This window comes from Brachybacterium sp. NPDC056505 (genome assembly GCF_042794925.1).
Taxonomy (GTDB): domain Bacteria; phylum Actinomycetota; class Actinomycetes; order Actinomycetales; family Dermabacteraceae; genus Brachybacterium; species Brachybacterium kimchii.
On sequence record NZ_JBHTSV010000011.1, the window covers coordinates 58,923 to 79,646 of the forward strand.

Consider the following 20,724-nt stretch of genomic DNA (forward strand, 5'->3'; position numbering starts at 1 on the left):
CCTGAGGGACGTGACCTCTCCGCAGCCCCGCTTCTACGCCGCACGCCTGGCGGGCACCGCCGTCTTCGACCCGATCGGGGAGTCCGTCGGGAAGATCAGGGACGTCGTCGTGCTCCCCCAGGCGCGCGGCGCCGCCCGCGCCGTCGGCTTCGTGGTCGAGGTGCCGGGCAAACGGCGCGTGTTCCTGCCGGCCACCCGGGTCACCTCGATCATGCCGGGGCAGGTGATCTCCTCGGGCGTGCTGAACCTGCGGCGCTTCGAGAAGCGCAGCGGGGAGCAGCTCGCCATCGGCGATCTGCTCGAGCGCACCGTCTCGCTGCTGGACGGCTCGGGCCGGGCGACCGTGCAGGACGTCGGCCTCGAGCAGAACCGGCAGCACGACTGGGTGGTCGCGAAGCTCTACCTGCGCCGCCTGAAGACGGGCTCGGGCCTCTCGAAGCTGGTCAGCCGCGGGGAGACCCTCACCGTCGACCAGAGCGCGGTCAAGGGACTTTTCGGCAGCGACACCGAGCAGTCGGCCGCGCTGCTGCTCGCCTCCTACCAGGACCTCAAGCCCGCGGACCTCGCCGACATCGTCCAGGAGCTGGATGCCAAGCGGCGCATCGAGCTGGCCTCGGAGCTGGCCGACGACCGTCTGGCCGACGTCCTCGAGGAGCTGCCCGAGGACACCCGTGTCGAGGTGCTCACCGGCCTGGAGTCGTCCCGCGCGGCCGATGTGCTCGACGAGATGGACCCTGACGACGCCGCGGACCTCGTCCAGGAGCTCCCCGACCAGGTCGCCGAGACGCTGCTGGGGCTCATGGAGCCCGAGGAGGCGGAGGACGTGCGCCGCCTGCTCGCCTACGACGAGTACACCGCGGGCGGCATGATGACCACGGAGCCGCTGATCACGGCCCCGGAGACGCCGGTCGCGCACTGCCTGGCGATGATCAGCCGGGAGGAGCTCTCCCCCGCGCTCGCCTCGACCGTCCACGTGTGCCGCTCACCGCTCGAGACGCCGACCGGCAAGCTGCTGGGCATCGTCCACTTCCAGCACCTGCTGCGCGAGCGGCCCGACCGGCCGGTCGGCGAGATCCTCGACGCCGACCGCCACACGGTCGAGCCGCAGGTGCCGCTCTCGGGCGTGACGCGCGAGATGGCGACGTACAACCTGGTCTCGATCCCGGTGGTCGACGACGAGGGGCGTCTGCTGGGCGCGGTCACGGTCGACGACGTGCTCGACCACGTGCTGCCCGATGACTGGCGAGAACAGGACGAGCCCCCGGTGACCACGGGCCAGATCGATCTCTCGGAGATCGCCCGCGGGATCCACAGCGACAGCACGACCACCGACGACTCGCGGAAGGGGTGAGGGAGATGGCAGACCGCACGCCGAACCTGGATGATCCGGAGCCCCTGCGCCGACGCGTCCGCAACCCGCTGGCCGGCGACACCTTCGGCCGCGGCGCCGAGGGCTTCGCCCGCTTCATGGGCACCCCGGCCTTCCTGGTCGGGATGACGCTGTTCTGCGCCGTCTGGCTGGCCTGGAACTCGATCATGCCCGAGAGCGCCCAGTTCGATCCCCGCAGCCTCAACTTCACGCTGCTGACCCTGATCCTCTCGCTGCAGGCCTCCTACGCGGCCCCGCTGCTGCTGCTCGCGCAGAACCGCCAGGACGACCGCGACCGCGTGCAGGCCGAGCAGGACCGTCAGTCCAACGACCGCAACCACGCGACCACGGACTTCATCACGCGCGAGATCGCCTCGCTGCGTATCGCCCTGAACGACGTCGCCACCCGCGACTTCGTGCGCGGCGAGCTGCGCGACCTCCTCGAGGACCTCGAGAAGGAGCGCGAGGAGGACGAGGCCGCCGAGCAGGCCGAGGGCGGCCGCGGGTCCGCGAACTCCTCGGGCGCCGGGGTCTCGGGCGGTTCGGGAGCCTCGGGCTCGGGCTCAGGCGGCTCGGATTCAGGCGGCTCGGGCTCGGGACGCGGCGTTCTCCTCGCCGAGGCGCAGCCGCAGGCCGTCGGCGTCGATCGCGAGGAGCTGCGGGCGATGCTGCGCAGCGAGGTGCGCTCGGCACTCGCGGAGCGCGGGACACCATGAGCGCCCCGCAGGACCCCGGCACGCCGGACCCGGACCCCCGGGGCCAGGACCCGTCGTCGGCCACCGATCCCCACGACACGACCTCGTCGACCGAAGACCCCCGGATCGCCCGCATCCACGAGGCGCTCGAGGCCGTGATCGACCCGGAGATCGGTCGCCCCATCACCGAGCTCGACATGGTCGACTCGGTGACGATCGACGCCGCCGGCACCGCCGAGGTGACCATCCTGGTGACGATCGCGGCCTGCCCGATGCGCGACCGGCTCGAGCGCTCGACCGCGGAGGCGACCGCGACCGTGCCCGGCCTGGCCGGCGTGAAGGTCGATTCGCGGACGATGACTGACGAGCAGCGCAAGGCGCTCACCACGCGCCTGCGCCAGGGCCACCGCCAGATCCCCTTCAACAAGCCCGGGACGCTCACCCGGATCCTCGCCGTCTCCTCCGGCAAGGGCGGTGTCGGCAAGTCCACCGTGACCGCGAACCTCGCCGCCGCCATGGCCGCGCAGGGACTGTCCGTGGGAGTCATCGACGCGGACATCCACGGCTTCTCGATGCCGGGCATGTTCGGCATCACCGACAAGCCCACGAAGGTGGGCGACCTGCTCATGCCGCCCGAGGCGCACGGCGTGAAGGTCATGAGCATCGGCATGTTCGTGCCCGACGGTCAGGCCGTCGTCTGGCGCGGACCGAAGATGCACCGGGCGATCGAGCAGTTCGCCTCCGATGTCTTCTGGGGCGAGCTCGACGTGCTGCTGCTGGACCTCCCGCCCGGCACCGGCGACGTCGCGATCTCCGTCGCCCAGCTGCTGCCCAAGGCGCAGATGCTGGTGGTCACCACCCCGCAGGTCTCCGCGGCCTCCGTCGCCGAGCGCGTGGGCTCGCTCGCGAAGGCCACCAAGCAGGACGTCGCCGGGGTCGTGGAGAACATGAGCGGGCTCGTGCTGCCCGACGGCTCGCGCATGGACGTCTTCGGCACCGGCGGCGGGGAGCGGGTCGCCGAGACCCTCGCCGGAGCCGTCGAGCATCCCGTGCCGGTGCTCGGGCAGGTGCCTCTGGATCCGCAGCTGCGGGAGGGGGCCGACGGCGGCGTGCCGCTCGTGCTGTCCGATCCGGAGGTGCCCGCCGCCCAGCAGCTGCGCGCGATCGCCGCATCGCTCGTGGCGCGCCCGCGGGGCCTGTCGGGGATGCGCCTGCCGCTCACCGTCCGCGGCTGAGGCCTGCGGCTGGGGCCTTCGCGGCCGCGGCGCGTGTCGCCCCGGCGAGCCGGGTCGAGCCGCAGACGGGGGGAACTGATCAGGCGGGGCGGATCACGAGGGACGTGTCAGGCGGGTGGCCTCAGGTCGCCTCGTCGTCGAAGGGGGCCCGCTGGGGGCCCTCGTCCTCCGCGGATCCCTTGGTGGAGCGCTTCGAGCCGGACGCGGCCGCGGCGGTGCCCGTGACGGCGCCGGTGAGCGCCTTGGTGTCCGGGAGGATGTCGTCCACGCTGGTGTCGCCCCAGGCGTCGCGGATGATGCGGCGGGGGTCGTACTGACGAGGGTCGTACTTGCGCAGCTCGTCCATGGACAGGCCCATCTCGTCCTCGACGGTGGCCCGGGAATCATCGACCCAGCGGCGCGCCTTGCGCACCCACTGCACGATGTTGCGCGTGTACTCCGGCAGGCGCTGCGGTCCGATGAAGATCAGGAACACGATGATCAGGACCAGAGGCTCCCAGCCGCTGAGACCGAAGATCTCCACTCTCGCTCCTGACCTCTCGTTCACACCGACCACGACATTATGGCAGAGCGAGCCTGTGTGGGGCGCCGGTACGACCTGGGCGGGTGCTGACGTACCCTGGTCGACATCCGCGTGCTCGCGGCGACCCGGCGGTGACCTGCCCGGTCGCGCGACCGCTCTTGACCCGACGAACAGGAGGATCCGCAGATGGCATCGGGGAAGGTGACCAGCTGGGCCCACGGCGAGGAGTTCGTCGACGAGGAATCGCTCTTCGAGACGCCGGGCGTGCTCGCGCGCGCCCGTGAGCGCGGATCGGAGCTCGGGGTCGCCCCCGTGCTGCCCGGGGCCGGCGCCCTCATGCGCGTGCTCGCGGCCTCCGTCGGCGCGCGCAGCGCCGTCGAGATCGGCACCGGCGCCGGGGTGGCCTCCCTGTACGTGCTGGCCGGGATGCACCCGGACGGCGTGCTCACCACGATCGACCCCGAGGTCGAGAACCAGCGCGCGGCCCGCGAGGCCTTCAGCGAGGCGGGTCTGCGCTCGGGCCGTGCGCGCACGATCGCCGGCAGCCCGCGAGAGGTCATCGGCCGTCTCACCGACCACGCCTACGACCTCGTCAGCTTCCACGCCGATGCGCCCCACGCGCGCGACCTGCTCACCCATGCGCGTCGCCTGCTGCGGCCGGGCGGCGTGCTCGTGATCTCCCAGGCGCTCTACCACGACCGGGTCGCCGACCCCACCGCCCGCGACGCCACCACCCAGGAGGTCCGCGCGCTGCTGCGCGAGGTCCAGGAGGCCGAGGACCTGATCCCCGCGCTCTCCCCGAGCGGCGACGGCGTGCTCGCCGCGGTGCTGCGCGGCTGACACCCGCCCGGGCCGCCGAGAACGCTGCCGCCGGGCTCGCCGTCCGTCGGCCCGCTCTCCAACGGGCCCATCCTCGGTCGGGCGCCCCTCCGCCGCACCCACCCTGCGTCGGTCGGTCGGTCGAACCCTCGAGAAGTACGAAACGGTTGCCAAGAGCGCTCTTGGCAACCGTTTCGCACTTCTCGGGACGCCACGGACGTGCGCCGACGCTCCGGGGGCGTCTGCGGCACGGCCCGCTCCGCCTCCTCCGCACATTGCCCCGCCCGCACACACAGAACCCCGCCCCTCATGCCGAGGGACGGGGTCCGGTGCGCTGATCAGCAGCCGGTCAGGCCTTGATCACGCCCTCCAGGGCGTCGCGCAGGGTCTTCGCCTCGGAGCCGTCGATCTCGACGACGAGGCGTCCGCCGCCCTCGAGCGGGACACGCATGATGATGCTGCGGCCCTCCTCCACGACCTCGAGCGGACCGTCTCCGGTGCGCGGCTTCATAGCGGCCATGGGCCTGCCTCCTCGGTGATGTGAACGCACGCCGCTCCCACCCCTGCGGGAGCGTCGGCAGCAACTGTCGGCCACCAGTATCTCAGGTTCTCGGAGATGACGCTCACACGTCGGACGATGCGTCCTCGCCGGACCCTGCGGCGGACCTCCTCCGACGCCTCCCGGCGCCCCAGCGGCGACCGGGTCCGCGCGCCGCTCCCCGCCGCGGCCGACGGTGCTCGTGGTCCGCGCCGGGGGCGGGCATCGAGAGGTCGAACTTCCCCAGGGCCGCGAGCACCATGAGCACGGCGACCACGGCGGCGACGAGGAGCAGCAGCACCACACCGGGGCCGACGGCGGTCATCGCTGCCGGAGTGCGGCGTCGCGCAGCACGTCCAGGGCCTCGTCGGCGGTGTCGACCACGCGCAGCAGTCCGAGGTCCTTCTCGCTGATCAGGCCGTTGTCGAGCACGGTGCCGCGGATCCAGTCGAGCAGCCCCTGCCAGTAGGCGCGGCCCACGAGGACCAGCGGGAACATGCGGATCTTGTGGGTCTGCATGAGGCACAGGGCCTCGAACATCTCGTCGAAGGTGCCGAAGCCGCCGGGGAGCACCACGAAGCCGCTCGAGTACTTCACGAACACGGTCTTGCGGGCGAAGAAGTACCGGAAGTCGACACCCAGGTCGACATACTCGTTCATCCCCTGTTCGAAGGGCAGCTCGATGCCCAGTCCCACCGAGACGCCGCCGCACTCCTTGGCGCCCTTGTTGCCGGCCTCCATGATCCCCGGGCCGCCGCCCGTGATGACGGCGTACCCGAGGTCGACGACGCCGCGGGCGATCTGCTCGGCCTTCGCGTAGTCCGGGTGGTCCGGGGCGATGCGCGCCGAGCCGAAGATCGAGATGGCGGGACCGAGCTCGGCGAGCGCACCGAACCCCTCGACGAACTCCGCCTGGATCCGCATCACCCGCCACGGGTCCGAGTGGACCCACTCCCCCGGCCCCTCCTCCTCGAGGAGGTGCTGGTCGGTCGTGGTGGTGGGCCGCTGCGACCCGCGCAGCGTGATGGGTCCCTTGCGGTGCCTGTCGGTGTTCTGGGCGGTCATGAGGCGAGCGTAGCGTCCGTGCACGGCGGTCGGCCCCGGCGCCTCAGAGCCCGGGGCGGGAGTGGTCGATCACCGAGGAGGAGTCGAAGAACGGCTCGAGGCTGGTCTCCTCGCCCGCGGCGTTCGCGCGCAGGCGGATGCCGTCGACGTTCATGCGCGCCTGGCGGAGGTAGCCGTCCTGCATCTGCGCCCAGTACTCGGCGGTGCCGTCCACGAGGAAGATGAAGTCGAAGCCGTGGTCGCGCACGGCCTGGTACTTCGGGTCCTGGGTGTCGTAGGGCGGGACGCCGCTGAGATCGGCGCCGAAGGGGAGGATCAGCAGGTCGGTCTCGCCCGTGAGCGGCTTGACCTCGGCGTCCCAGCGGTCGAAGTCCCGGGTGAGGTGCGCGAGCGAGGACTTCTTGATGTCGAGGTGCCCCCAACTGTGGCTCGCGATCTCCCAGCCGGTGTCCTTGAGGGCGGCGGCGGTCTTCTTCGCCTTCTCCTGGGCGGTCTTGAGCTTCTCGGGGTGATCCCCGTACTCGCGCTTCGAGCTGCGGTAGCCGAGGATGCCGTTGTAGCCGGTGAGGGCGAGCACGCCCTTGTGACCGTGGTACGAGAAGTCGGGGTGGTCCTCGAGGAAGTCGTCGACGAGGGGGACCATGTCGTAGGAGCCCTCGGTCGTCTTCCCGTCGGCGTCGGTGTACGAGTTGACCACGCGGCCGTCGGCGTTCGGATGGAGGTCCGCGGCGAACCCGTCGCCCTCCATGTACTCGTAGTAGCAGACGTCGTCCTGCGAGAGCACCATGGGCTTGCGGTCCTTGGGCAGGCGGATCGGCAGGGGCTTCATCGTGCCGTCGTCCTGCTTCTCGCAGATGTCGTGCGGGCTGACCAGCACGTACCCGTCGTCGTAGACGTCCTGCATGATCTTCGTGAACTCGTCGATCGTGCACATGTAGTCGTCGTAGCCCTGGGCGTCCTCGTCGCCGTCGAAGGCGCGCTCTGGATCGACGATGAGCGTGTGGAAGAACAGGTGGGAGACCTGCAGGTCGTTCGGCCACTCCACGAGGGCCTCGCGCGCGGAGGAGATCTTCGTGCGCAGAGACTCGACCTCGTCGCCGTCCTGGCCCTTCAGGGCCTTCTCGGCGGCGTCCGGGTCGTGCTGGGCGAGCTGATGCTGCGCCTGGGAGACCTTCTGGGCGCGGATCTCCTCGGCAGTCGGCTTCTTGGACGCCGCGCCGCCTCCCTTGCCCCCGCCCGGGCCGCCCTGCGTGCATCCGGCCGCCGTGAGGGCCGTGCCCCCGAGCGCCGTCGTGGCGAGTGCCGTGCTCACCGTGCGCCGACTGGGTGCCGCATGCGGTGCGCGCGTCGCTCGTGCCATCTCTGATCCCCCTTCGTCGATGCACCGGGCCCCGATGCGGCGCCGCCGCCCCCGGCGCGTCCACACTACGGCGGCGCTCGGACCGAGCGGGGAGGCTCCGGGGTGTGTCGGCGGGGCCGGTCGCGGGGCCGACGGGACGGGTGTCGGGCACGGCCGATGTCGCTGGGTGAGACCTCGACGCCATATACGCGCCGAGGTCTCACCCCGAGACATCGAAGGGGCGCTCCCCGGCCGCAGGTGCGGACCGCCCGGGGTCAGGCGGAGGCGGCGCGGGGGCCGCGCACGATGAGGACGATCAGTCCGAGCACCGCCCAGACTGCTCCCACGGCGAGCGCGAGCGGGCTCGAGGAGACGAGCACCGCGAGCAGCGAGAGGGCGCCCAGGATCGGGATCACCAGATGCGGGAGCGGGCGCACCGGTCCCCCGCGTCGGCGCACCACGAAGTAGCCGATCACGGAGGCGTGGACGAGCACGAAGCCGGTGATCGCGCCGACGTCGACCGCGGAGGAGACCACGTCGAGCCCGTCGGGACGCAGCGCCGCCCAGAGGGCGACGGCGACGTTCCCGGCGGCGGCCGCGAGCACGCCCGCCACCGGCGCCCCGGAGCGGGCGGACACCTTCGCCAGGCCACCGGGCAGCGACCCGGAGCGGGCCATGTCCATGATCACGCGGCTCGCCGCGGCCTGGCCCACGAGGGCGCTGAACATCGCGCCCACACCCTTGGCCAGGGCGAGCAGGCCGTGCAGGAGCGGGCTGATCGAGGAGTCGACCATCGCGTAGTAGGCATCGCCCTGCAGGGACGGGTCGGCCTGCAGCTGGGCGGTGGTCTGCGGGGAGAGCAGCGCGCCGATGTAGGTCTGGACGATGAAGAGCACGCCGGCGACCGCGAGGCACACGAGCGTCGCCCGGGCGATCGCGGCGGAGCCCCCGCGGGTCTCCTCGGCGAAGGTCGCGAGCGCGTCGAAGCCCAGGTAGGACAGGACGGCGACGGAGACCGCGCCGAGCACGAGGCGGGGGTGCAGACCGGCGCCGCCGCCGGTGATCGGATCGAGCCAGCCGCGCACCGGCCCGTCGGACGCGAGGACCGCGATCCCGGCGATCACGACCGCCGCCAACACGAGCACCTCGACGAGCACGACGACGGCCGAGACCTTCGACGTCACGCCCACCCCGGTGAGGTTGAGGCCGGTGGTGAGCACGACGGCGACCACCACGAACACCCACACGGGGATCTGCGGGAACAGCGAGTGCAGGGCGATGCCGCTGAAGAGGTAGGCGACCGAGGGGATCAGGACGTAGTCCAGCAGCATCATCCAGCCGCCCATGTGGCCCACTCTGCGGCCGATGCCCTCGCTCGCGTAGGCGAAGACGCTGCCGGCGCGCGGGACGGCGCGGGACATGAGCGCGTAGCTCGAGGCGGTCAGCGCCATCACCAGGGTCGCGACGAGGTAGACGACGGGCACCACGCCGCCGGACTTCGCGTCCAGCGTCCCCCATACGCCGACGGCCGCGGCGGGGCCGATGAAAACCAGGCCGTACGCGAGCAGCTGGCCGAAGCCGATGCTGCGGCGGAGGGCGGGCTCGGCGGGCACCCGCGCGCTCGGGCTGCTCATCGGGCCGACGGCTCGAGCCAGCGGCGCAGCCCGTCGAGGGCGGCACGGAGGTCCTCGAAGGGCACGTGCTCGTCGTCGGTGTGGGCGAGGAGAGGGTCGCCGGGGCCGAAGTTCACGGCGGGGGTGCCGAGCTCGGCGAAGCGGGCGACGTCGGTCCACCCCTGCTTGGCCGCGACGCCCACGCCGTCGCCGAGCGCCGCGAGGAACTCGCGGGCGGCGGGGGTGTCCAGGCCCGGCAGGGCGCCGGCGGCGCTGTCGGTGACGACGATGTCCACGTCGCACCCCTCGAGCAGCTCGCGCACGTGCGCCTCGGCCTGCGCGGGGCTGGTGTCGGGCGCGAAGCGGTAGTTCAGGGTGAGGGAGGCGCGATCGGGGATGACGTTGCCGGCGATGCCGCCGCCGATGGCGACGGCGTTCAGGCACTCGCGGTACTCGAGTCCGTCGATGACGGCGCGGCGGGCCTCGTAGGCGTCGAGGCGCTGCAGGACCGGGGCGAGGTGATGGATGGCGTTGTCGCCCACCCAGTCTCGGGCCGAGTGGGCAGCGGTGCCGTGAGCGGTGACCTCGAGCTTCATGGTGCCCTTGCAGCCGCCCTCGACGCCCGCGGAGGTGGGCTCGCCGAGGATCGCGAAGTCGCCCCGCAGGTGCTCGGGATGGGTGCGGGTGATGCGGGTCAGGGAGTTGTCGGCCGCGGCGACCTCCTCGTGGTCGTAGAAGAGGAAGGTGAGATCCCGTGCGGGCTCGGTCGCCTCGACCGCGACCGCGAGCAGCATCGCGACGCCGCCCTTCATGTCGCAGCTGCCGCGGCCCACGAGCTCCTCGCGGCCCTCGCGCACGCGCCGCGACGAGGGCAGGTTGTCCGCGACCGGCACCGTGTCGAGGTGACCCGCGAGGACCACGCGCTCCTCGCGCCCGAGGTCCGTGCGGGCGATGACGGTGTCGCCGTCGCGGAGGACCGTGAGGTGCGGGGCATGGGTGCGCAGCGCCTGCTCGACGGCATCGGCGAGCGCCTTCTCGTTCCCGGAGACGGACTCGATGTCCACGATCGCGGCGGTGAGCTCGACGATGTCGGCGCGGGGGTCGAGGGACGGTGCGGAGCCGGCGGGGGCGGAGCTGGAGGACGAGGTCATGCGCCCTATCGTGTCACGCGGGCAGCACGCCGCCCCAGGCCGCGAGGCGTCGCGCGACGACCTCGGCGTGGTGCAGGAGCTGCGGAGCGGTGCCGGGCTCCGCGGTGATCGCGGATCCGGGTTGGGCGGTGGAGACCGGGACGCCGACGAGCAGGCGCCGCTCGTGGACCCGCCCGTCCTTGCCGATCGGGGCGTAGAGGCCGTCGACCGCGATGGAGCCCGTCGGCACGCGCCTGCCGGTGCCCCGGGAGGCCCACGAGTCCTGGCGGGCCTCGCCGCGCTCGCGCCAGGCCCGCAGCAGCGGGGAGGTGAAGGCGTTGAGCTCGACGCCCGGCAGATGCGCCTCGAGCACCCCGTCGCACGCGTAGCGGCAGTCCTCGCCCGCGGTGACGACGAAGCTGCCCGCCTCCTCGTCCACGTCCACGCGCATCCCCGGACCCGTGAAGCGCACGAGCCCGGCCTCCTCGAGGGCGAGCAGCTGGCGCACGCGCAGCACCGGCGGGCCGGAGGCCCAGGACGCGAAGGCGTTGCGGAGGTGGCCGTCGATGTCACGGGCCACGGACTCCGTGGTGTAGGCGCCGAGGTCGATGAGCTGGTTGACCTGGATGCGGCATGCGACGAGCACGCGGAAGACCAGCAGCCAGGCGGGATCCGGCTCGGCGGCCTCGCGCAAGCTGCGGCGGAACACCTCGAGCGTGCGCTCATGGGCATCCCGGATCGGGCCGCCGCGCCGCCCGAAGGGGAAGAGGATCCGCAGGATCGCCGACTCCTCGGCGAGCGCGCGGAAGCCGGAGACCGCGAGGGCCCGCTGCAGCTCGGCGAGGATCAGCGGCATCACGTCGGCCTCGTGGTCCAGGCCGTCGGGCCGCACGGACAGCTCGAGCACGCGCTCGCGGGTGAGGATCCGCGGCTCGTGGGGCTCGGGGAGGTAGGGCCGCAGATCGGGCTTGGGCCGGTAGACCATGCCGGAGCGCGAGCCGACGACCAGCTGGGGCTCCCCGCCACCGGGGAGGTAGCGCAAACCCGAGGGGGCGTGCGCATCGGGCGCGAAACTCCCGCCGGCGGCGTCGGTGAGCATGCCGATCGCATCGTAGAAGTTCAGTCCCATGCCCTGCACGGCCACGCGCTCGCGGCCCAGCAGTCCGGCGAAGTCCACCTGGAGGGGGTTCGCGGGAGCCGCGTGCACGAGCCCGTGGCGCGCAGCGGCGTGCTCCATCACCTGGGAGCGCGGCCCGGGGGCCGTCGCGAGGTGTCCGAGGGCGAGGGCGACGGCGTCGACGCTCAGCTCGGTGCCGTCCTCGAGCGCGACCCGCTGCGGGGCGCCGGGCTCGCCCGAGACGTCCAGGGCGCTGGTCCGGTGCACACGGATCCGCAGACGCGCGGGGTCCGCGTCGGCGACGGCGCGCTCGAGCACAGCGGCGAGGTAGCGGCCGTGGGCGGCGCGGGAGGCGATGTCGGCCGGTCCCAGCCCTTCGGCGGCGAGGAAGTCGGCGAGGGTCTCCGTGTGCGGGAAGGGCAGCTCGGGCCGGCAGGACTCGTCGGGGTACATGGTGGTCTGGCAGGTCGCGGTGTTCATGAGCAGGACCTCGCCCTGGTCGCTCCGCCAGACATTGCCGCCGAGGCCGGCGCACGGGTCCACGAGGTGCACCTCGAGGAGGCCCTGCCAGTCTCCCCTCTGCGAGGCCGCGACCAGGCGCTCGATGATCGCCGTGCCGCGAGGGCCGGCCCCGATCACGGCGACCTCGCGGCGCACTGCACCGGCTCCTGCGTCCTCGGCGCGCCCGGGGCCGCCCGGCAGGACCTCGCGGCGCGCGCGCTCGCCCGGGATCTCACGGCGCACGCGCTCGCCCGGCGCGGGAGCCGCGGGGCGGGTGCTCGGCGTGGGATCGGGGGGAACGGTCATGGATCCCAGTATCGGGGTCGTCGGCCGCGGGGCGGGAACGGGACCCTCCGGGGCGACTGTGACGTTGGACCGCGCGAGCACGCCCGCGGGCGCACGGAGTCCTACACTTCCGGAGCGCTCCGGCGCGATGCCAGGCTCCCCTCTCAGGTCCGGTCCCGCAGGGACCGTCGGCCGACGGGCGCTCCTCTCCCTCGAAGTCCCAGGAGGACCCCATGCCCGCGGAGCCCCGCACCACCGACCCCCGCGGTGCCGCCCCGGCGCCGACGCAGACCTCCGAGCTCAGGCCGTGGCCCGCGCTGTGGTCGATGATCATCGGCTTCTTCATGCTGCTGGTGGATGGCACGATCGTCTCGATCGCGACCCCGCGGATCCAGGACGAGCTCGACGCCGACATCACCAAGGTCATCTGGGTGACCAGCGCCTACCTGCTCGCCTACGCCGTGCCGCTGCTGGTCACCGGCCGTCTCGGCGACCGCCTGGGCCCCAAGCGCGTGTACCTCGCGGGTCTCGTCGTCTTCACGCTCGCGAGCCTGTGGTGCGGCCTGTCGGGGACGATCGAGATGCTGATCCTGGCGCGCGTGGTCCAGGGACTCGGCGCGGCGCTGATGACCCCGCAGACGATGACCGTCATCACCCGCATGTTCCCGCCGCAGCAGCGCGGCCCGGCCATGGCGCTGTGGGGCGCGACCGCGGGCGTCGCGAACCTCGTCGGCCCGATCCTCGGCGGCGTCCTGGTCGACGGCCTCGGCTGGGAGTGGATCTTCTTCGTCAACGTGCCCGTGGGCGTCGTCGGCTTCGTCCTGGCCATGCGCCTGGTGCCGAACCTCGAGTCCCACGCGCACCGCTTCGACCTGCCCGGCGTCCTGCTCTCCGCGGCCGGCATGTTCCTGGTCGTGTTCGGCATCCAGGAGGGGTCCACCTACGACTGGGGCACCATCTCCGGCATCATCTCCGTCCCGCTGCTGATCGGCGCGGGCGTCGTGGTGCTGGTGCTGTTCGTGCTCTGGCAGGCGAAGCAGAAGGGCGGCGAGCCGCTGCTGCCGCTCGGCCTGTTCCGCGACCGGAACTTCGCCGTCGCGAACCTCGCGATCGCCGGGGTCGGCGCCGCGATCGTCACCTTCGCGCTGCCCATCGTGCTGTGGACGCAGAACGTCAAGGGCTTCTCCCCCACCCAGTCCGCCCTCCTGCTCGCACCGATGGCGATCATCGGCGGGGGCCTCTCCCCCGTCGTCGGCAAGAACCTGCACCGCTGGAACACGCGGCTGCTGGCCGTCGCGGGCCTGGCCCTGTTCGGCCTGGGCATCGCGGTGATGGGCGTGCTCGTCATGAACGACGCCGCCTGGTACTGGCTGCTGATCCCGGGCGCCGTGATGGGCCTGGGCAACGCGGGCATGTGGGCGCCGCTGTCCATCTCCGCGACCTACGGACTCTCCCGCGCGCAGGCGGGCGCCGGCTCGGGCGTCTACAACGCGATGCGCCAGCTCGGCGCCGTGATCGGCTCCGCGGCGATCGCCGCCGTGATGGCCTCGCGCATCACCTCCGAGTTCGCCGACGCCGGCCTGGGCGGCGGTTCCGGCGCGGGCGGCGGGGCGAGCGACCACGCCGCCGCGGGCGGCGAGGCCGGCGCATCCTCCGGCGGGGTGCTGCCGGACATGCTCCACGCCCCCTACGCGCATGCGATGGGCGAGAGCCTGTTCCTGCCGGCGGCGATCATGGGCGTCGCTGTGATCGCTGCGCTGTTCCTGCGCAACGCCAACGCACGAAGCTGAGGGCTCGGGCCGACGGGGCGGAGCGCCCGACAGCTCGCGGTTTCACCCGCGGGCGGCGTGCTCGCCCTCGTCGGCGACTCGACCGCCGTCCGCCGACGCGCCGTCGTCGGCACGACCGTCGGTCCGGGGCTCGTCCGCTGCGAGCCCGGTGAGCCGTGCGTGCTCCACCCAGCCGGCGGCGGCGGGGATCGAGCGCAGATGGGGACCGATGACGGCGATCACCGCCGCCAGTGCGCAGAGGGCGGCGAACACGCCGAGGGTCATCGGCGCTCCCGCGTGCGCCAGCCCCCAGCCCGCGATGGCGGGCGCGAGGGGCATCAGTCCCATGGCCACGAGCGCATTGAGCGCGCCCACCCGCCCCTGCATCGACGTGGGCGTGATGTGCAGGAAGAACCCTCCTCTGCCGGCGTTCAGAGCGGGCAGAGGGAGCCCCATGACCGCGTAGAGCATGGCGATCATCCACGGGGACGGGGCGAAGGGGATCGCCAGGGTGGATGCCGCGAGCACGATGAGACCGCCGATGACCACGATCCCCGTGGGCACCCGCTCGACGATCCGGGGCGCGAGCACGGCGCCCACCAGGATCGAGGCGGCGAGCACTGAGGAGAGCAGGCCGATCTGCGCGGCGGGGACGCCGCGCGCGGCGAGCATGAGGGTGACGGTGAGCAGGGCGCCGTTCGACCCGAGGTTCACGAGCGCGGCCACCGCACCGAGCTGCACCCGCACGGGCTGGGCGATGCTCCAGCGCAGGGCGTCGAGCAGGTCCCGGCCGAGGTGGGAGCGGGACAGCCCAGCCGTGGGCTCCGCAGGCCGAGGGCGGTAGTCGCCGCTCATCCGCAGCGTCGCGATCAGTGAGCCGACGTGTCCGATCACGAGGGTAAGGGCAGGCAGTGCGAGGTGCACCGCGAGCAGGGCACCGCTCGCGGGCCCGCTGCCCAGCTCGATCGCCGCCTCGCGGCCCTCATTGATCGAGATGGCGCGCGGCAGCTGAGCGGGAGGGACGATCTGCTTGAGCATCGCGTCGGACGCGAACCCCAGGAGCGTGCCGCGCAGTCGATGGACGAAGGCGAGGACCGCGAGCACCGGAACGCTCGCGACGTCCCCGACGAGCACCGCGACGAGGACGGCCTGGGTGAGGATCCCGGTCGCCGAGGCGAGCAGGCGCAGCCGCCGCCGGTCGAAGCGGTCGGCGAGCAGACCGCCGGGGATCATGCCGATCAGTCCCCCGATCCCCTCGAGCAGGCCCACGAGCCCCACGGCCACGACCGAGCCGGTCACCGCGAGGGTGACCAGCGGGAAGGCGAAGGCCGCGATCCCTGCACCGGCGTCCAGCAGTACATCCCCCACGAGCCAGCGCCTGTACTCGGCGTTCCGCCGGAGCGACTCGTGGGTCCCGTGGGCGGTCTTCGTCGGCCGATGCATGCCGCGAGACTAGACCTGCACCACTCGTTGCGCAATAGTTATTGCGCATGTGTTGGTGCGGGTTCTCGGTAGGCTCCGGGTATGAGCACCGAGGAGCAGCGCCCGTCGGCCGAGCGACACGACTTCGCGACGCAGGAGATGCTGCGGGCGATGGCGCACCCGCTGCGCCTGCAGCTCATGGAGCGCGTGGGCCGCCGCGGCACGGCCCGCGCCGCCGACCTCGCCGAGGAGATGGGGGTGGCGGCGAACGCACTGAGCTACCACCTGCGCACCCTCGCGAAGGCGGGCGTCATCGAGGAGGCCCCCGAGGAGGCGCGCGACCGCAGGGACCGGGTCTGGCGGCTGACGCAGGCGAGCTACTACTACGGACAGGGCGAGTCCTCGACCAACGATCCTGATGCGACCCACGACGAGTACCGCCGCGCGGCCATGGCCATGAGCCTCGCCGCGATCGAGTGGATCCGCACCTCATGGATCGCCCAGAGCGCCCGCTACGAGGCGGGCGAGGCGCCGCAGAACCTCGCCGGGCAGGTGTTCTCCTCGTCGCTTCGCATCTCGCGCGATCAGGCGGAGGATCTCGCCCGACGCGCGAACGACCTCATCATGGAGTTCAATCGCCTGAACCGCGACGAGCGCGGCAAGGACCTCGATGGCGACCCGGACTCCGAGGGCCCGGCCGAGGACTTCCGCGTCCTCTTCGCCCTCGTCGGCGATCGGCCCGCGCCCGACCAGAGGACGACCGGCGGGCAGGAGGATTCCCACACCGCAGAGGGATAGGAAGCACCCGCCGCGCTCCGTAGAATCCTTCGCATGAGCACCCCCGCGAACTCCGCCGACACGACCACGCCGACGCACGCCTGGGGCATCGGCCTCGCCACCTTCGCCGCCGACGGCTCGACCCTGGACACCTGGTACCCGGCCCCGCAGCTCGGCGAGGCGCCCGCTGACCTCGAGTCCCAGCCGCTGCACGCGCAGCTCGGCGCCGCCGCCCGCGAGGACGAGGTGCGCGGCACCCGCCAGGAGGTCGTCGCCCGCGCGATCGAGCTCGCCGCCGCCCCGGCCGACACCGCCGACGCCTACCTGCGCCTGCACCTGCTCTCCCACCGTCTGCTCGAGCCCAATGTGCAGAGCCTCGAGGGTCTGTTCGGCCAGCTCACCAACGTCGTCTGGACCTCCGAGGGCCCCTGCGCGGTCCCCGGCTTCGAGGAGACCCGCCTGCGCCTCATCGCCGCCGGCCGCACCCCCACAGTGTTCAGCGTCGACAAGTTCCCGCGCATGGTCGACTACGTGCTGCCCTCCGGTGTGCGCATCGGCGACGCCGATCGCGTCCGCCTCGGCGCCCACCTCGCCGACGGCACCACCGTCATGCACGAGGGATTCGTGAACTTCAACGCCGGGACGCTCGGCCACTCCATGGTCGAGGGCCGCATCTCCCAGGGCGTCGTCGTCGGCGACGGGTCCGACGTGGGCGGCGGTGCCTCCACCATGGGCACCCTCTCCGGCGGCGGCACCGAGCGCGTGCGCATCGGCAGCCGCTCGTTGCTGGGCGCCGAGTCCGGCATCGGGATCGCGCTCGGCGACGACTGCGTGGTCGAGGCCGGTCTGTACGTCACGGCCGGCACGAAGGTCAGCGTCGTCGACCCGCGCGGCGTCGAGGACGGCACCGTCGTCAAGGCGCGCGAGCTCTCCGGCATGGATAACCTGCTGTTCCGCCGCAACTCCGTGACCGGCGCCGTCGAGGTCGTGGCCCGCGAGGGCCGCACCGTCGAGCTCAACGCCGCGCTGCACGCGAACTGACCCCGCGACGCTCCCGTCCGACGCCCCGCCGAGACCCGCACCGCCGAGACGACCGCCCATGGCCCGCTCCCGACGCTCCCGCTCCGGCCGCTCGCGCATGCGGCACCTCACGGTGCCCCTCGTGATGCTGCTGGTGCTGGGCTTCGTCGTCGCCGGGACGTTCTTCGCGCTGACTCGCTTCGCGTCCGTCCAGCGCAGCGGGCAGTGCACGGCGGCGGGCCTCGGGACGACGCACGAGTACACGACCGAGCGCACCGCGAACGCGGCGCTGATCAGCGCCGTCGCCGTGGACCGGGGCCTGCCCCCGCGCGCGGCGTCGATCGCGCTCGCCACCGCGTACCAGGAATCGAAGCTGCAGAACATCGAGCACGGCGACCGCGACTCCCAGGGCCTGTTCCAGCAGCGCCCCTCGCAGGGCTGGGGCGACCAGGCGCAGATCATGGATCCGGTCCATGCGACCAACGCCTTCTACGACTCCCTCGTGAAGCTCGACTACGCCTCGATGAGCGTGAACGACGCCGCCCAGAAGGTGCAGCGCTCGGGCTATCCCGAGGCCTACGGCGACCACGAGACCGAGGGCCGGATCTTCGCCTCCGCCCTCACCGGGCAATCCGGTGCGAACCTCGTGTGCGACATCGCCGCACCCGACTCGGCCGCCTCGCCCCAGAGCGCGCAGGACGCCCTGAAGGCGCAGTTCCCGCGACGCACGAAGGCCGGGACGATCTCGAGCTCGCTGGCCTCTGCGTCATCCGTCGCGAAGGACCGGCCCGACGGCTCCAGTGCGACCGCCCTGGCCATCGACACGCACGGCGACAAGGCCCTGGGGTGGGCGGTCGCGAACTGGGCCGTCGCCCGGGCGGCCGATGACGGCGTCGTCCAGGTCTCCTACCAGGGGCGCGCCTGGCAGCGCGAGTCCCACGACCAGGAGTCCGGCACGTGGCCGAGCATCGACGGCGGCGCCGCGGACCGCGTGGTGGTGCTCGTCGCCGGAGGGTGACCAGCACCGCGTGGTGGTGCTCGTCGCCGGAGGGTGACCAGCACCGCGTGGTGGTGCTCGTCGCCGAAGGGTGACTAGCCTCGGGAGCATGAGCGGGAACGCGCGAGCAGCGCAGGGTCCAGCACCTCCGGACACGACGCCGCAGGTCGGAACGTCGGAAGGCCGCACGGCGGACGGTCCGGCATGGGATTTCGCGAACGCCCGCACGGGCAGGCCGCCGGGCATCGACGCGATGGTCGGCTATCGCGCCCTCGACGTCCCCGAGGTGATCCATCGCGGACTCCCCGCCTCCCGCCTGACCTTCATCCTCGCGCTCGACGAGGGCGTGGAGGCAACGTCCGGGACCGCCGGCCCGGAGGGTCTGAGCTGCGCGCAGCCGGCGCCCGTGGTCGTCGGCGGCCTGCACATGACATCGAGCCTCGTGCAGCAGCGGGGATCGCAGGCCGGCATCCAGATGTCCGTCCATCCCCTCGCGGCCCGAGCACTCCTCGGCGCGCCCGCCGCCGGCCTCCCGGTCGAGGACTTCGACGCCGCCGGCGTGCTGGGCCGCTGGGCCGTCGACCTGCAGGAGCGGGTGCGCGAGGCGAATGGCTGGGAGGACAGGTTCGCACTGGTCTCCGCCGGGCTGCGGCGGAGGCTCGGGCAGCAGGACCCCGGCTCCCGAAGCGGCCGTCTGCGGCCCGAACTGCTGCGCGCCTGGTGGCTGCTCGAGCGCAGCGGCGGACGCGCCCGCGTCGGCGACATCGCGAAGGACGTCGGCCTGGGCAGCCGACGACTCGGGGCCCTCTTCCAGCACGAGCTCGGCCGCTCCCCCAAGCAGGTCGCCGGCCTCATGCGCTTCGAGCGTGCGGTGGCCGCGGCCGCCCGCTCCGTGCGCGCCACGGGCCGTGCCGATCTGGCGTCGATCGCCGCGGACTGCGGGTACGCCGACCAACCCCACCTGACCCGCGAGTTCAGCCGTTTTGCGGGTCTCGCGCCGGGCGAGTGGATCCGCGAGGAGTTCCGGAACATTCAAGACGGCGGCCACGGCGCGGCGGAGGATCGCCTGCATGGATGACGCAAGGACACCCCCGCACACCACCCCGACCACGCCGACCGCACCGACCACCTCCGAGCTCACCGCGGACTCCCCCGCGGGCTCCTCCGGGCCGACGCTCTTCGCGACGTTCCGCGCCCGGGACGCCGCCGCGCTGACCGACTACCTGCAGGACGTGCTCGGCTTCGTCCTTACGGCCCGCTACGACGACGGCGGGCGCGTCGCCCACGCAGAGCTGCGCCGACCCGACGGCCGCGGCGGCGTGATGCTCGGTGACGTCCAGGAGGGCGCCGAGTGGTCCCCGGAACCCGGCGGCGCGGGCCTCTACGTGGTCGCGGACGACATCGATACGCTGTACGAGCGCGCGGTCGCCAAGGACGCGCAGGTCATCACGCCCCTCGCCGACACTCCGTACGGCAGCCGCGAGTTCGCGGTACGGGACCCCGAGGGCAACATGTGGTCCTTCGGGACGTACGCGGGGGAACAGGTCCCCGCGGCCCGCGCCCCGGAGTGACCTCCGCGAGCAGCCACGGAGACAGGAGCGGGCCATGGACATCGACGCCGGCGCCGAGGCCCTGGAGAGCGACCCCGCCCCCACATCCTCCCCCTCACCGGCACCGGCACCGGAACCGGCACCGGCACCGGCACCGGAGATCGTCGCCCATCGCGGCGATCCCGTCGGCGCGATCGAGAACACGCGCGAGGCGATCACGCGGGCCACGCCCTCGGGCGCCGGAACGGTCGAGGTCGACGTGCGCCTGACGGCCGACGGCGTCCCCGTGCTGCTGCACGACTCGACGCTGGAACGGCTCTGGGGTGATCCGCGCCCGATCGCGGACATCTCGCATGGGGAGCTGGCCGACCTCGCGCCGCAGATCCCCACTCTCGTCGAGGCGCTGCGGGTCGCGGCTCCCGCCCGACTTCTCATCGACATGCCGGACGCGTCACCCGCCGCCGCGAGCGCCGCGGCCGTCGCCGATGCGCGCCGCGCTGCCCCTCGGATCCCGCCGCCCGCGTGGTGCGGCGACCTCACGGCCCTGGGCATCATCCGCGATGCCGATGCCGAGGCGGAGATCTGGATGACGTGGAAGCAGGACGGCCTGCCCTCGCGCGATCTCGTCGACAGCCTGCGTCCGCGCTTCTGGAATCCCGAGCATCGTCGGGTCACGGCCCGCAGCGCGGCCGACGCACGCGACCTGGGCATGGAGGTCTCGTGCTGGACGGTCGACGACCCCGCGCGCGCCAAGGACCTGGCCGCCCTCGGGGTCCGGGCGATCATCTCCAACCGCGCCGCCCAGGTCAGGGACGAGTTCGCCGGCGGGCGGTCTGGAAGCCCGGCGCAGGTCTAGCACCGGCTCAGGTCCCCAGCCGAGCCGAGGCTCCTCGCACCGCCGACGGCCTTCGATGTCACGGAGCGGCATATAGCGGACGCCTCTGCCATATATGGCAGAGG

20 protein-coding genes are annotated in these 20,724 nt (G+C 72.8%); 11 read left to right on the forward strand and 9 right to left on the reverse strand.

The annotated features are described in order from the left end of the window. Window positions 1–10: 10 nt before the first annotated feature. Genes ACFQ53_RS08670 through ACFQ53_RS08680 form a run of 3 tightly spaced genes read left to right on the forward strand, consistent with a single transcriptional unit; the run spans window position 11 to window position 3,299 of the window. Window positions 11–1,351 (forward strand): magnesium transporter MgtE N-terminal domain-containing protein, encoded by a 1,341-nt coding sequence (locus ACFQ53_RS08670; protein ID WP_249480612.1) that lies wholly within the window; start codon window positions 11–13, stop codon window positions 1,349–1,351. 5 nt (window positions 1,352–1,356) lie between these two features. Continuing rightward, on the forward strand, window positions 1,357–2,085 hold the full coding sequence (locus ACFQ53_RS08675) for a DUF1003 domain-containing protein (protein WP_377858196.1): 729 nt from the start codon (window positions 1,357–1,359) through the stop codon (window positions 2,083–2,085). Beyond that, entirely contained in the window at window positions 2,082–3,299 is a 1,218-nt protein-coding gene (locus ACFQ53_RS08680) for an Mrp/NBP35 family ATP-binding protein (RefSeq protein ID WP_377858198.1), read from the forward strand. Before ACFQ53_RS08675 ends, ACFQ53_RS08680 begins: the two co-directional genes overlap by 4 nt. Before the next feature lie 121 nt (window positions 3,300–3,420). Here the strand turns inward: ACFQ53_RS08680 and ACFQ53_RS08685 are convergent, their stop codons facing one another. Then, on the reverse strand, window positions 3,421–3,822 hold the full coding sequence (locus ACFQ53_RS08685) for a twin-arginine translocase TatA/TatE family subunit (protein WP_377858201.1): 402 nt from the start codon (window positions 3,820–3,822) through the stop codon (window positions 3,421–3,423). A gap of 186 nt (window positions 3,823–4,008) precedes the next feature. Here ACFQ53_RS08685 and ACFQ53_RS08690 point away from each other — a divergent pair, with 186 nt between their 5' ends. Continuing rightward, a complete protein-coding gene (locus ACFQ53_RS08690) occupies window positions 4,009–4,662 on the forward strand; it encodes an O-methyltransferase (protein WP_249480617.1) in 654 nt (217 codons plus the stop codon). A gap of 328 nt (window positions 4,663–4,990) precedes the next feature. On the opposite strand, the gene ACFQ53_RS08695 is transcribed toward ACFQ53_RS08690, so the two are convergent. From ACFQ53_RS08695 to ACFQ53_RS08725, 7 genes are all read right to left on the reverse strand, one after another. Next, entirely contained in the window at window positions 4,991–5,161 is a 171-nt protein-coding gene (locus tag ACFQ53_RS08695) for a DUF3117 domain-containing protein (RefSeq protein WP_152353492.1), read from the reverse strand. Between the two features lie 103 nt (window positions 5,162–5,264). Next, window positions 5,265–5,504: a hypothetical protein gene (locus ACFQ53_RS08700; protein ID WP_377858206.1), complete on the reverse strand. Its 240-nt coding sequence runs from the start codon at window positions 5,502–5,504 to the stop codon at window positions 5,265–5,267. Continuing rightward, on the reverse strand, window positions 5,501–6,244 hold the full coding sequence (locus tag ACFQ53_RS08705) for a TIGR00730 family Rossman fold protein (protein ID WP_377858209.1): 744 nt from the start codon (window positions 6,242–6,244) through the stop codon (window positions 5,501–5,503). Before ACFQ53_RS08705 ends, ACFQ53_RS08700 begins: the two co-directional genes overlap by 4 nt. A 43-nt stretch (window positions 6,245–6,287) precedes the next feature. Further along, window positions 6,288–7,556 (reverse strand): polysaccharide deacetylase family protein, encoded by a 1,269-nt coding sequence (locus tag ACFQ53_RS08710; RefSeq protein ID WP_377858212.1) that lies wholly within the window; start codon window positions 7,554–7,556, stop codon window positions 6,288–6,290. A 302-nt stretch (window positions 7,557–7,858) separates the two neighbouring features. Then, entirely contained in the window at window positions 7,859–9,217 is a 1,359-nt protein-coding gene (locus tag ACFQ53_RS08715) for an APC family permease (RefSeq protein ID WP_377858215.1), read from the reverse strand. Next, window positions 9,214–10,347, reverse strand: coding sequence for a succinyl-diaminopimelate desuccinylase (gene dapE, locus ACFQ53_RS08720; protein ID WP_377858218.1), 1,134 nt, complete (start codon window positions 10,345–10,347; stop codon window positions 9,214–9,216). Before dapE ends, ACFQ53_RS08715 begins: the two co-directional genes overlap by 4 nt. Window positions 10,348–10,360: 13 nt before the next feature. Then, the gene (locus tag ACFQ53_RS08725) at window positions 10,361–12,250 is read right to left on the reverse strand and encodes an FAD/NAD(P)-binding protein (protein ID WP_377858221.1); all 1,890 of its coding nucleotides are present in this window, start codon (window positions 12,248–12,250) and stop codon (window positions 10,361–10,363) included. Window positions 12,251–12,462: 212 nt separating this feature from the next. On the opposite strand from ACFQ53_RS08725, the gene ACFQ53_RS08730 reads away from it, so the two are divergent. Further along, window positions 12,463–14,019 carry an MDR family MFS transporter gene (locus ACFQ53_RS08730; RefSeq protein ID WP_377858224.1) on the forward strand — a complete coding sequence of 519 codons (1,557 nt, stop codon included), beginning with the start codon at window positions 12,463–12,465 and terminating at the stop codon, window positions 14,017–14,019. A 42-nt stretch (window positions 14,020–14,061) separates the two neighbouring features. On the opposite strand, the gene ACFQ53_RS08735 is transcribed toward ACFQ53_RS08730, so the two are convergent. Next, window positions 14,062–15,441, reverse strand: a complete 1,380-nt coding sequence (locus tag ACFQ53_RS08735; RefSeq protein ID WP_377858227.1) for an MFS transporter — start codon at window positions 15,439–15,441, stop codon at window positions 14,062–14,064. Window positions 15,442–15,522: 81 nt separating this feature from the next. Here ACFQ53_RS08735 and ACFQ53_RS08740 point away from each other — a divergent pair, with 81 nt between their 5' ends. From ACFQ53_RS08740 to ACFQ53_RS08765, 6 genes are all read left to right on the forward strand, one after another. Further along, the gene (locus ACFQ53_RS08740) at window positions 15,523–16,218 is read left to right on the forward strand and encodes a helix-turn-helix domain-containing protein (RefSeq protein ID WP_377858230.1); all 696 of its coding nucleotides are present in this window, start codon (window positions 15,523–15,525) and stop codon (window positions 16,216–16,218) included. A gap of 33 nt (window positions 16,219–16,251) precedes the next feature. Continuing rightward, the gene (dapD, locus tag ACFQ53_RS08745) at window positions 16,252–17,238 is read left to right on the forward strand and encodes a 2,3,4,5-tetrahydropyridine-2,6-dicarboxylate N-succinyltransferase (protein WP_377858233.1); all 987 of its coding nucleotides are present in this window, start codon (window positions 16,252–16,254) and stop codon (window positions 17,236–17,238) included. 58 nt (window positions 17,239–17,296) lie between these two features. Continuing rightward, on the forward strand, window positions 17,297–18,235 hold the full coding sequence (locus tag ACFQ53_RS08750; RefSeq protein WP_377858236.1) for a hypothetical protein: 939 nt from the start codon (window positions 17,297–17,299) through the stop codon (window positions 18,233–18,235). 88 nt (window positions 18,236–18,323) lie between these two features. After that, complete coding sequence (locus ACFQ53_RS08755) at window positions 18,324–19,292, forward strand: helix-turn-helix domain-containing protein (RefSeq protein ID WP_377858238.1); 969 nt, start codon at window positions 18,324–18,326, stop codon at window positions 19,290–19,292. Next, window positions 19,285–19,785, forward strand: coding sequence for a VOC family protein (locus ACFQ53_RS08760; protein ID WP_377858241.1), 501 nt, complete (start codon window positions 19,285–19,287; stop codon window positions 19,783–19,785). Before ACFQ53_RS08755 ends, ACFQ53_RS08760 begins: the two co-directional genes overlap by 8 nt. A 34-nt stretch (window positions 19,786–19,819) precedes the next feature. Continuing rightward, the gene (locus ACFQ53_RS08765) at window positions 19,820–20,620 is read left to right on the forward strand and encodes a glycerophosphodiester phosphodiesterase (RefSeq protein WP_377858244.1); all 801 of its coding nucleotides are present in this window, start codon (window positions 19,820–19,822) and stop codon (window positions 20,618–20,620) included. The last annotated feature ends 104 nt before the right edge of the window (window positions 20,621–20,724 follow it).

Excerpts from the sequence above, each read along its gene's own strand:
- ACFQ53_RS08740 (WP_377858230.1), top strand. The coding sequence starts at position 15,523 with ATGAGCACCGAGGAGCAGCGCCCGTCGGCCGAGCGACACGACTTCGCG.
- ACFQ53_RS08735 (WP_377858227.1), bottom strand. The coding sequence starts at position 15,441 with ATGCATCGGCCGACGAAGACCGCCCACGGGACCCACGAGTCGCTCCGG.
- ACFQ53_RS08680 (WP_377858198.1), top strand. The coding sequence starts at position 2,082 with ATGAGCGCCCCGCAGGACCCCGGCACGCCGGACCCGGACCCCCGGGGC.
- ACFQ53_RS08750 (WP_377858236.1), top strand. The coding sequence starts at position 17,297 with ATGGCCCGCTCCCGACGCTCCCGCTCCGGCCGCTCGCGCATGCGGCAC.
- ACFQ53_RS08755 (WP_377858238.1), top strand. The coding sequence starts at position 18,324 with ATGAGCGGGAACGCGCGAGCAGCGCAGGGTCCAGCACCTCCGGACACG.
- ACFQ53_RS08760 (WP_377858241.1), top strand. The coding sequence starts at position 19,285 with ATGGATGACGCAAGGACACCCCCGCACACCACCCCGACCACGCCGACC.
- ACFQ53_RS08695 (WP_152353492.1), bottom strand. The coding sequence starts at position 5,161 with ATGGCCGCTATGAAGCCGCGCACCGGAGACGGTCCGCTCGAGGTCGTG.
- ACFQ53_RS08725 (WP_377858221.1), bottom strand. The coding sequence starts at position 12,250 with ATGACCGTTCCCCCCGATCCCACGCCGAGCACCCGCCCCGCGGCTCCC.
- dapD (WP_377858233.1), top strand. The coding sequence starts at position 16,252 with ATGAGCACCCCCGCGAACTCCGCCGACACGACCACGCCGACGCACGCC.
- ACFQ53_RS08715 (WP_377858215.1), bottom strand. The coding sequence starts at position 9,217 with ATGAGCAGCCCGAGCGCGCGGGTGCCCGCCGAGCCCGCCCTCCGCCGC.
- ACFQ53_RS08730 (WP_377858224.1), top strand. The coding sequence starts at position 12,463 with ATGCCCGCGGAGCCCCGCACCACCGACCCCCGCGGTGCCGCCCCGGCG.
- ACFQ53_RS08690 (WP_249480617.1), top strand. The coding sequence starts at position 4,009 with ATGGCATCGGGGAAGGTGACCAGCTGGGCCCACGGCGAGGAGTTCGTC.
- ACFQ53_RS08675 (WP_377858196.1), top strand. The coding sequence starts at position 1,357 with ATGGCAGACCGCACGCCGAACCTGGATGATCCGGAGCCCCTGCGCCGA.
- dapE (WP_377858218.1), bottom strand. The coding sequence starts at position 10,347 with ATGACCTCGTCCTCCAGCTCCGCCCCCGCCGGCTCCGCACCGTCCCTC.
- ACFQ53_RS08705 (WP_377858209.1), bottom strand. The coding sequence starts at position 6,244 with ATGACCGCCCAGAACACCGACAGGCACCGCAAGGGACCCATCACGCTG.
- ACFQ53_RS08700 (WP_377858206.1), bottom strand. The coding sequence starts at position 5,504 with ATGACCGCCGTCGGCCCCGGTGTGGTGCTGCTGCTCCTCGTCGCCGCC.
- ACFQ53_RS08765 (WP_377858244.1), top strand. The coding sequence starts at position 19,820 with ATGGACATCGACGCCGGCGCCGAGGCCCTGGAGAGCGACCCCGCCCCC.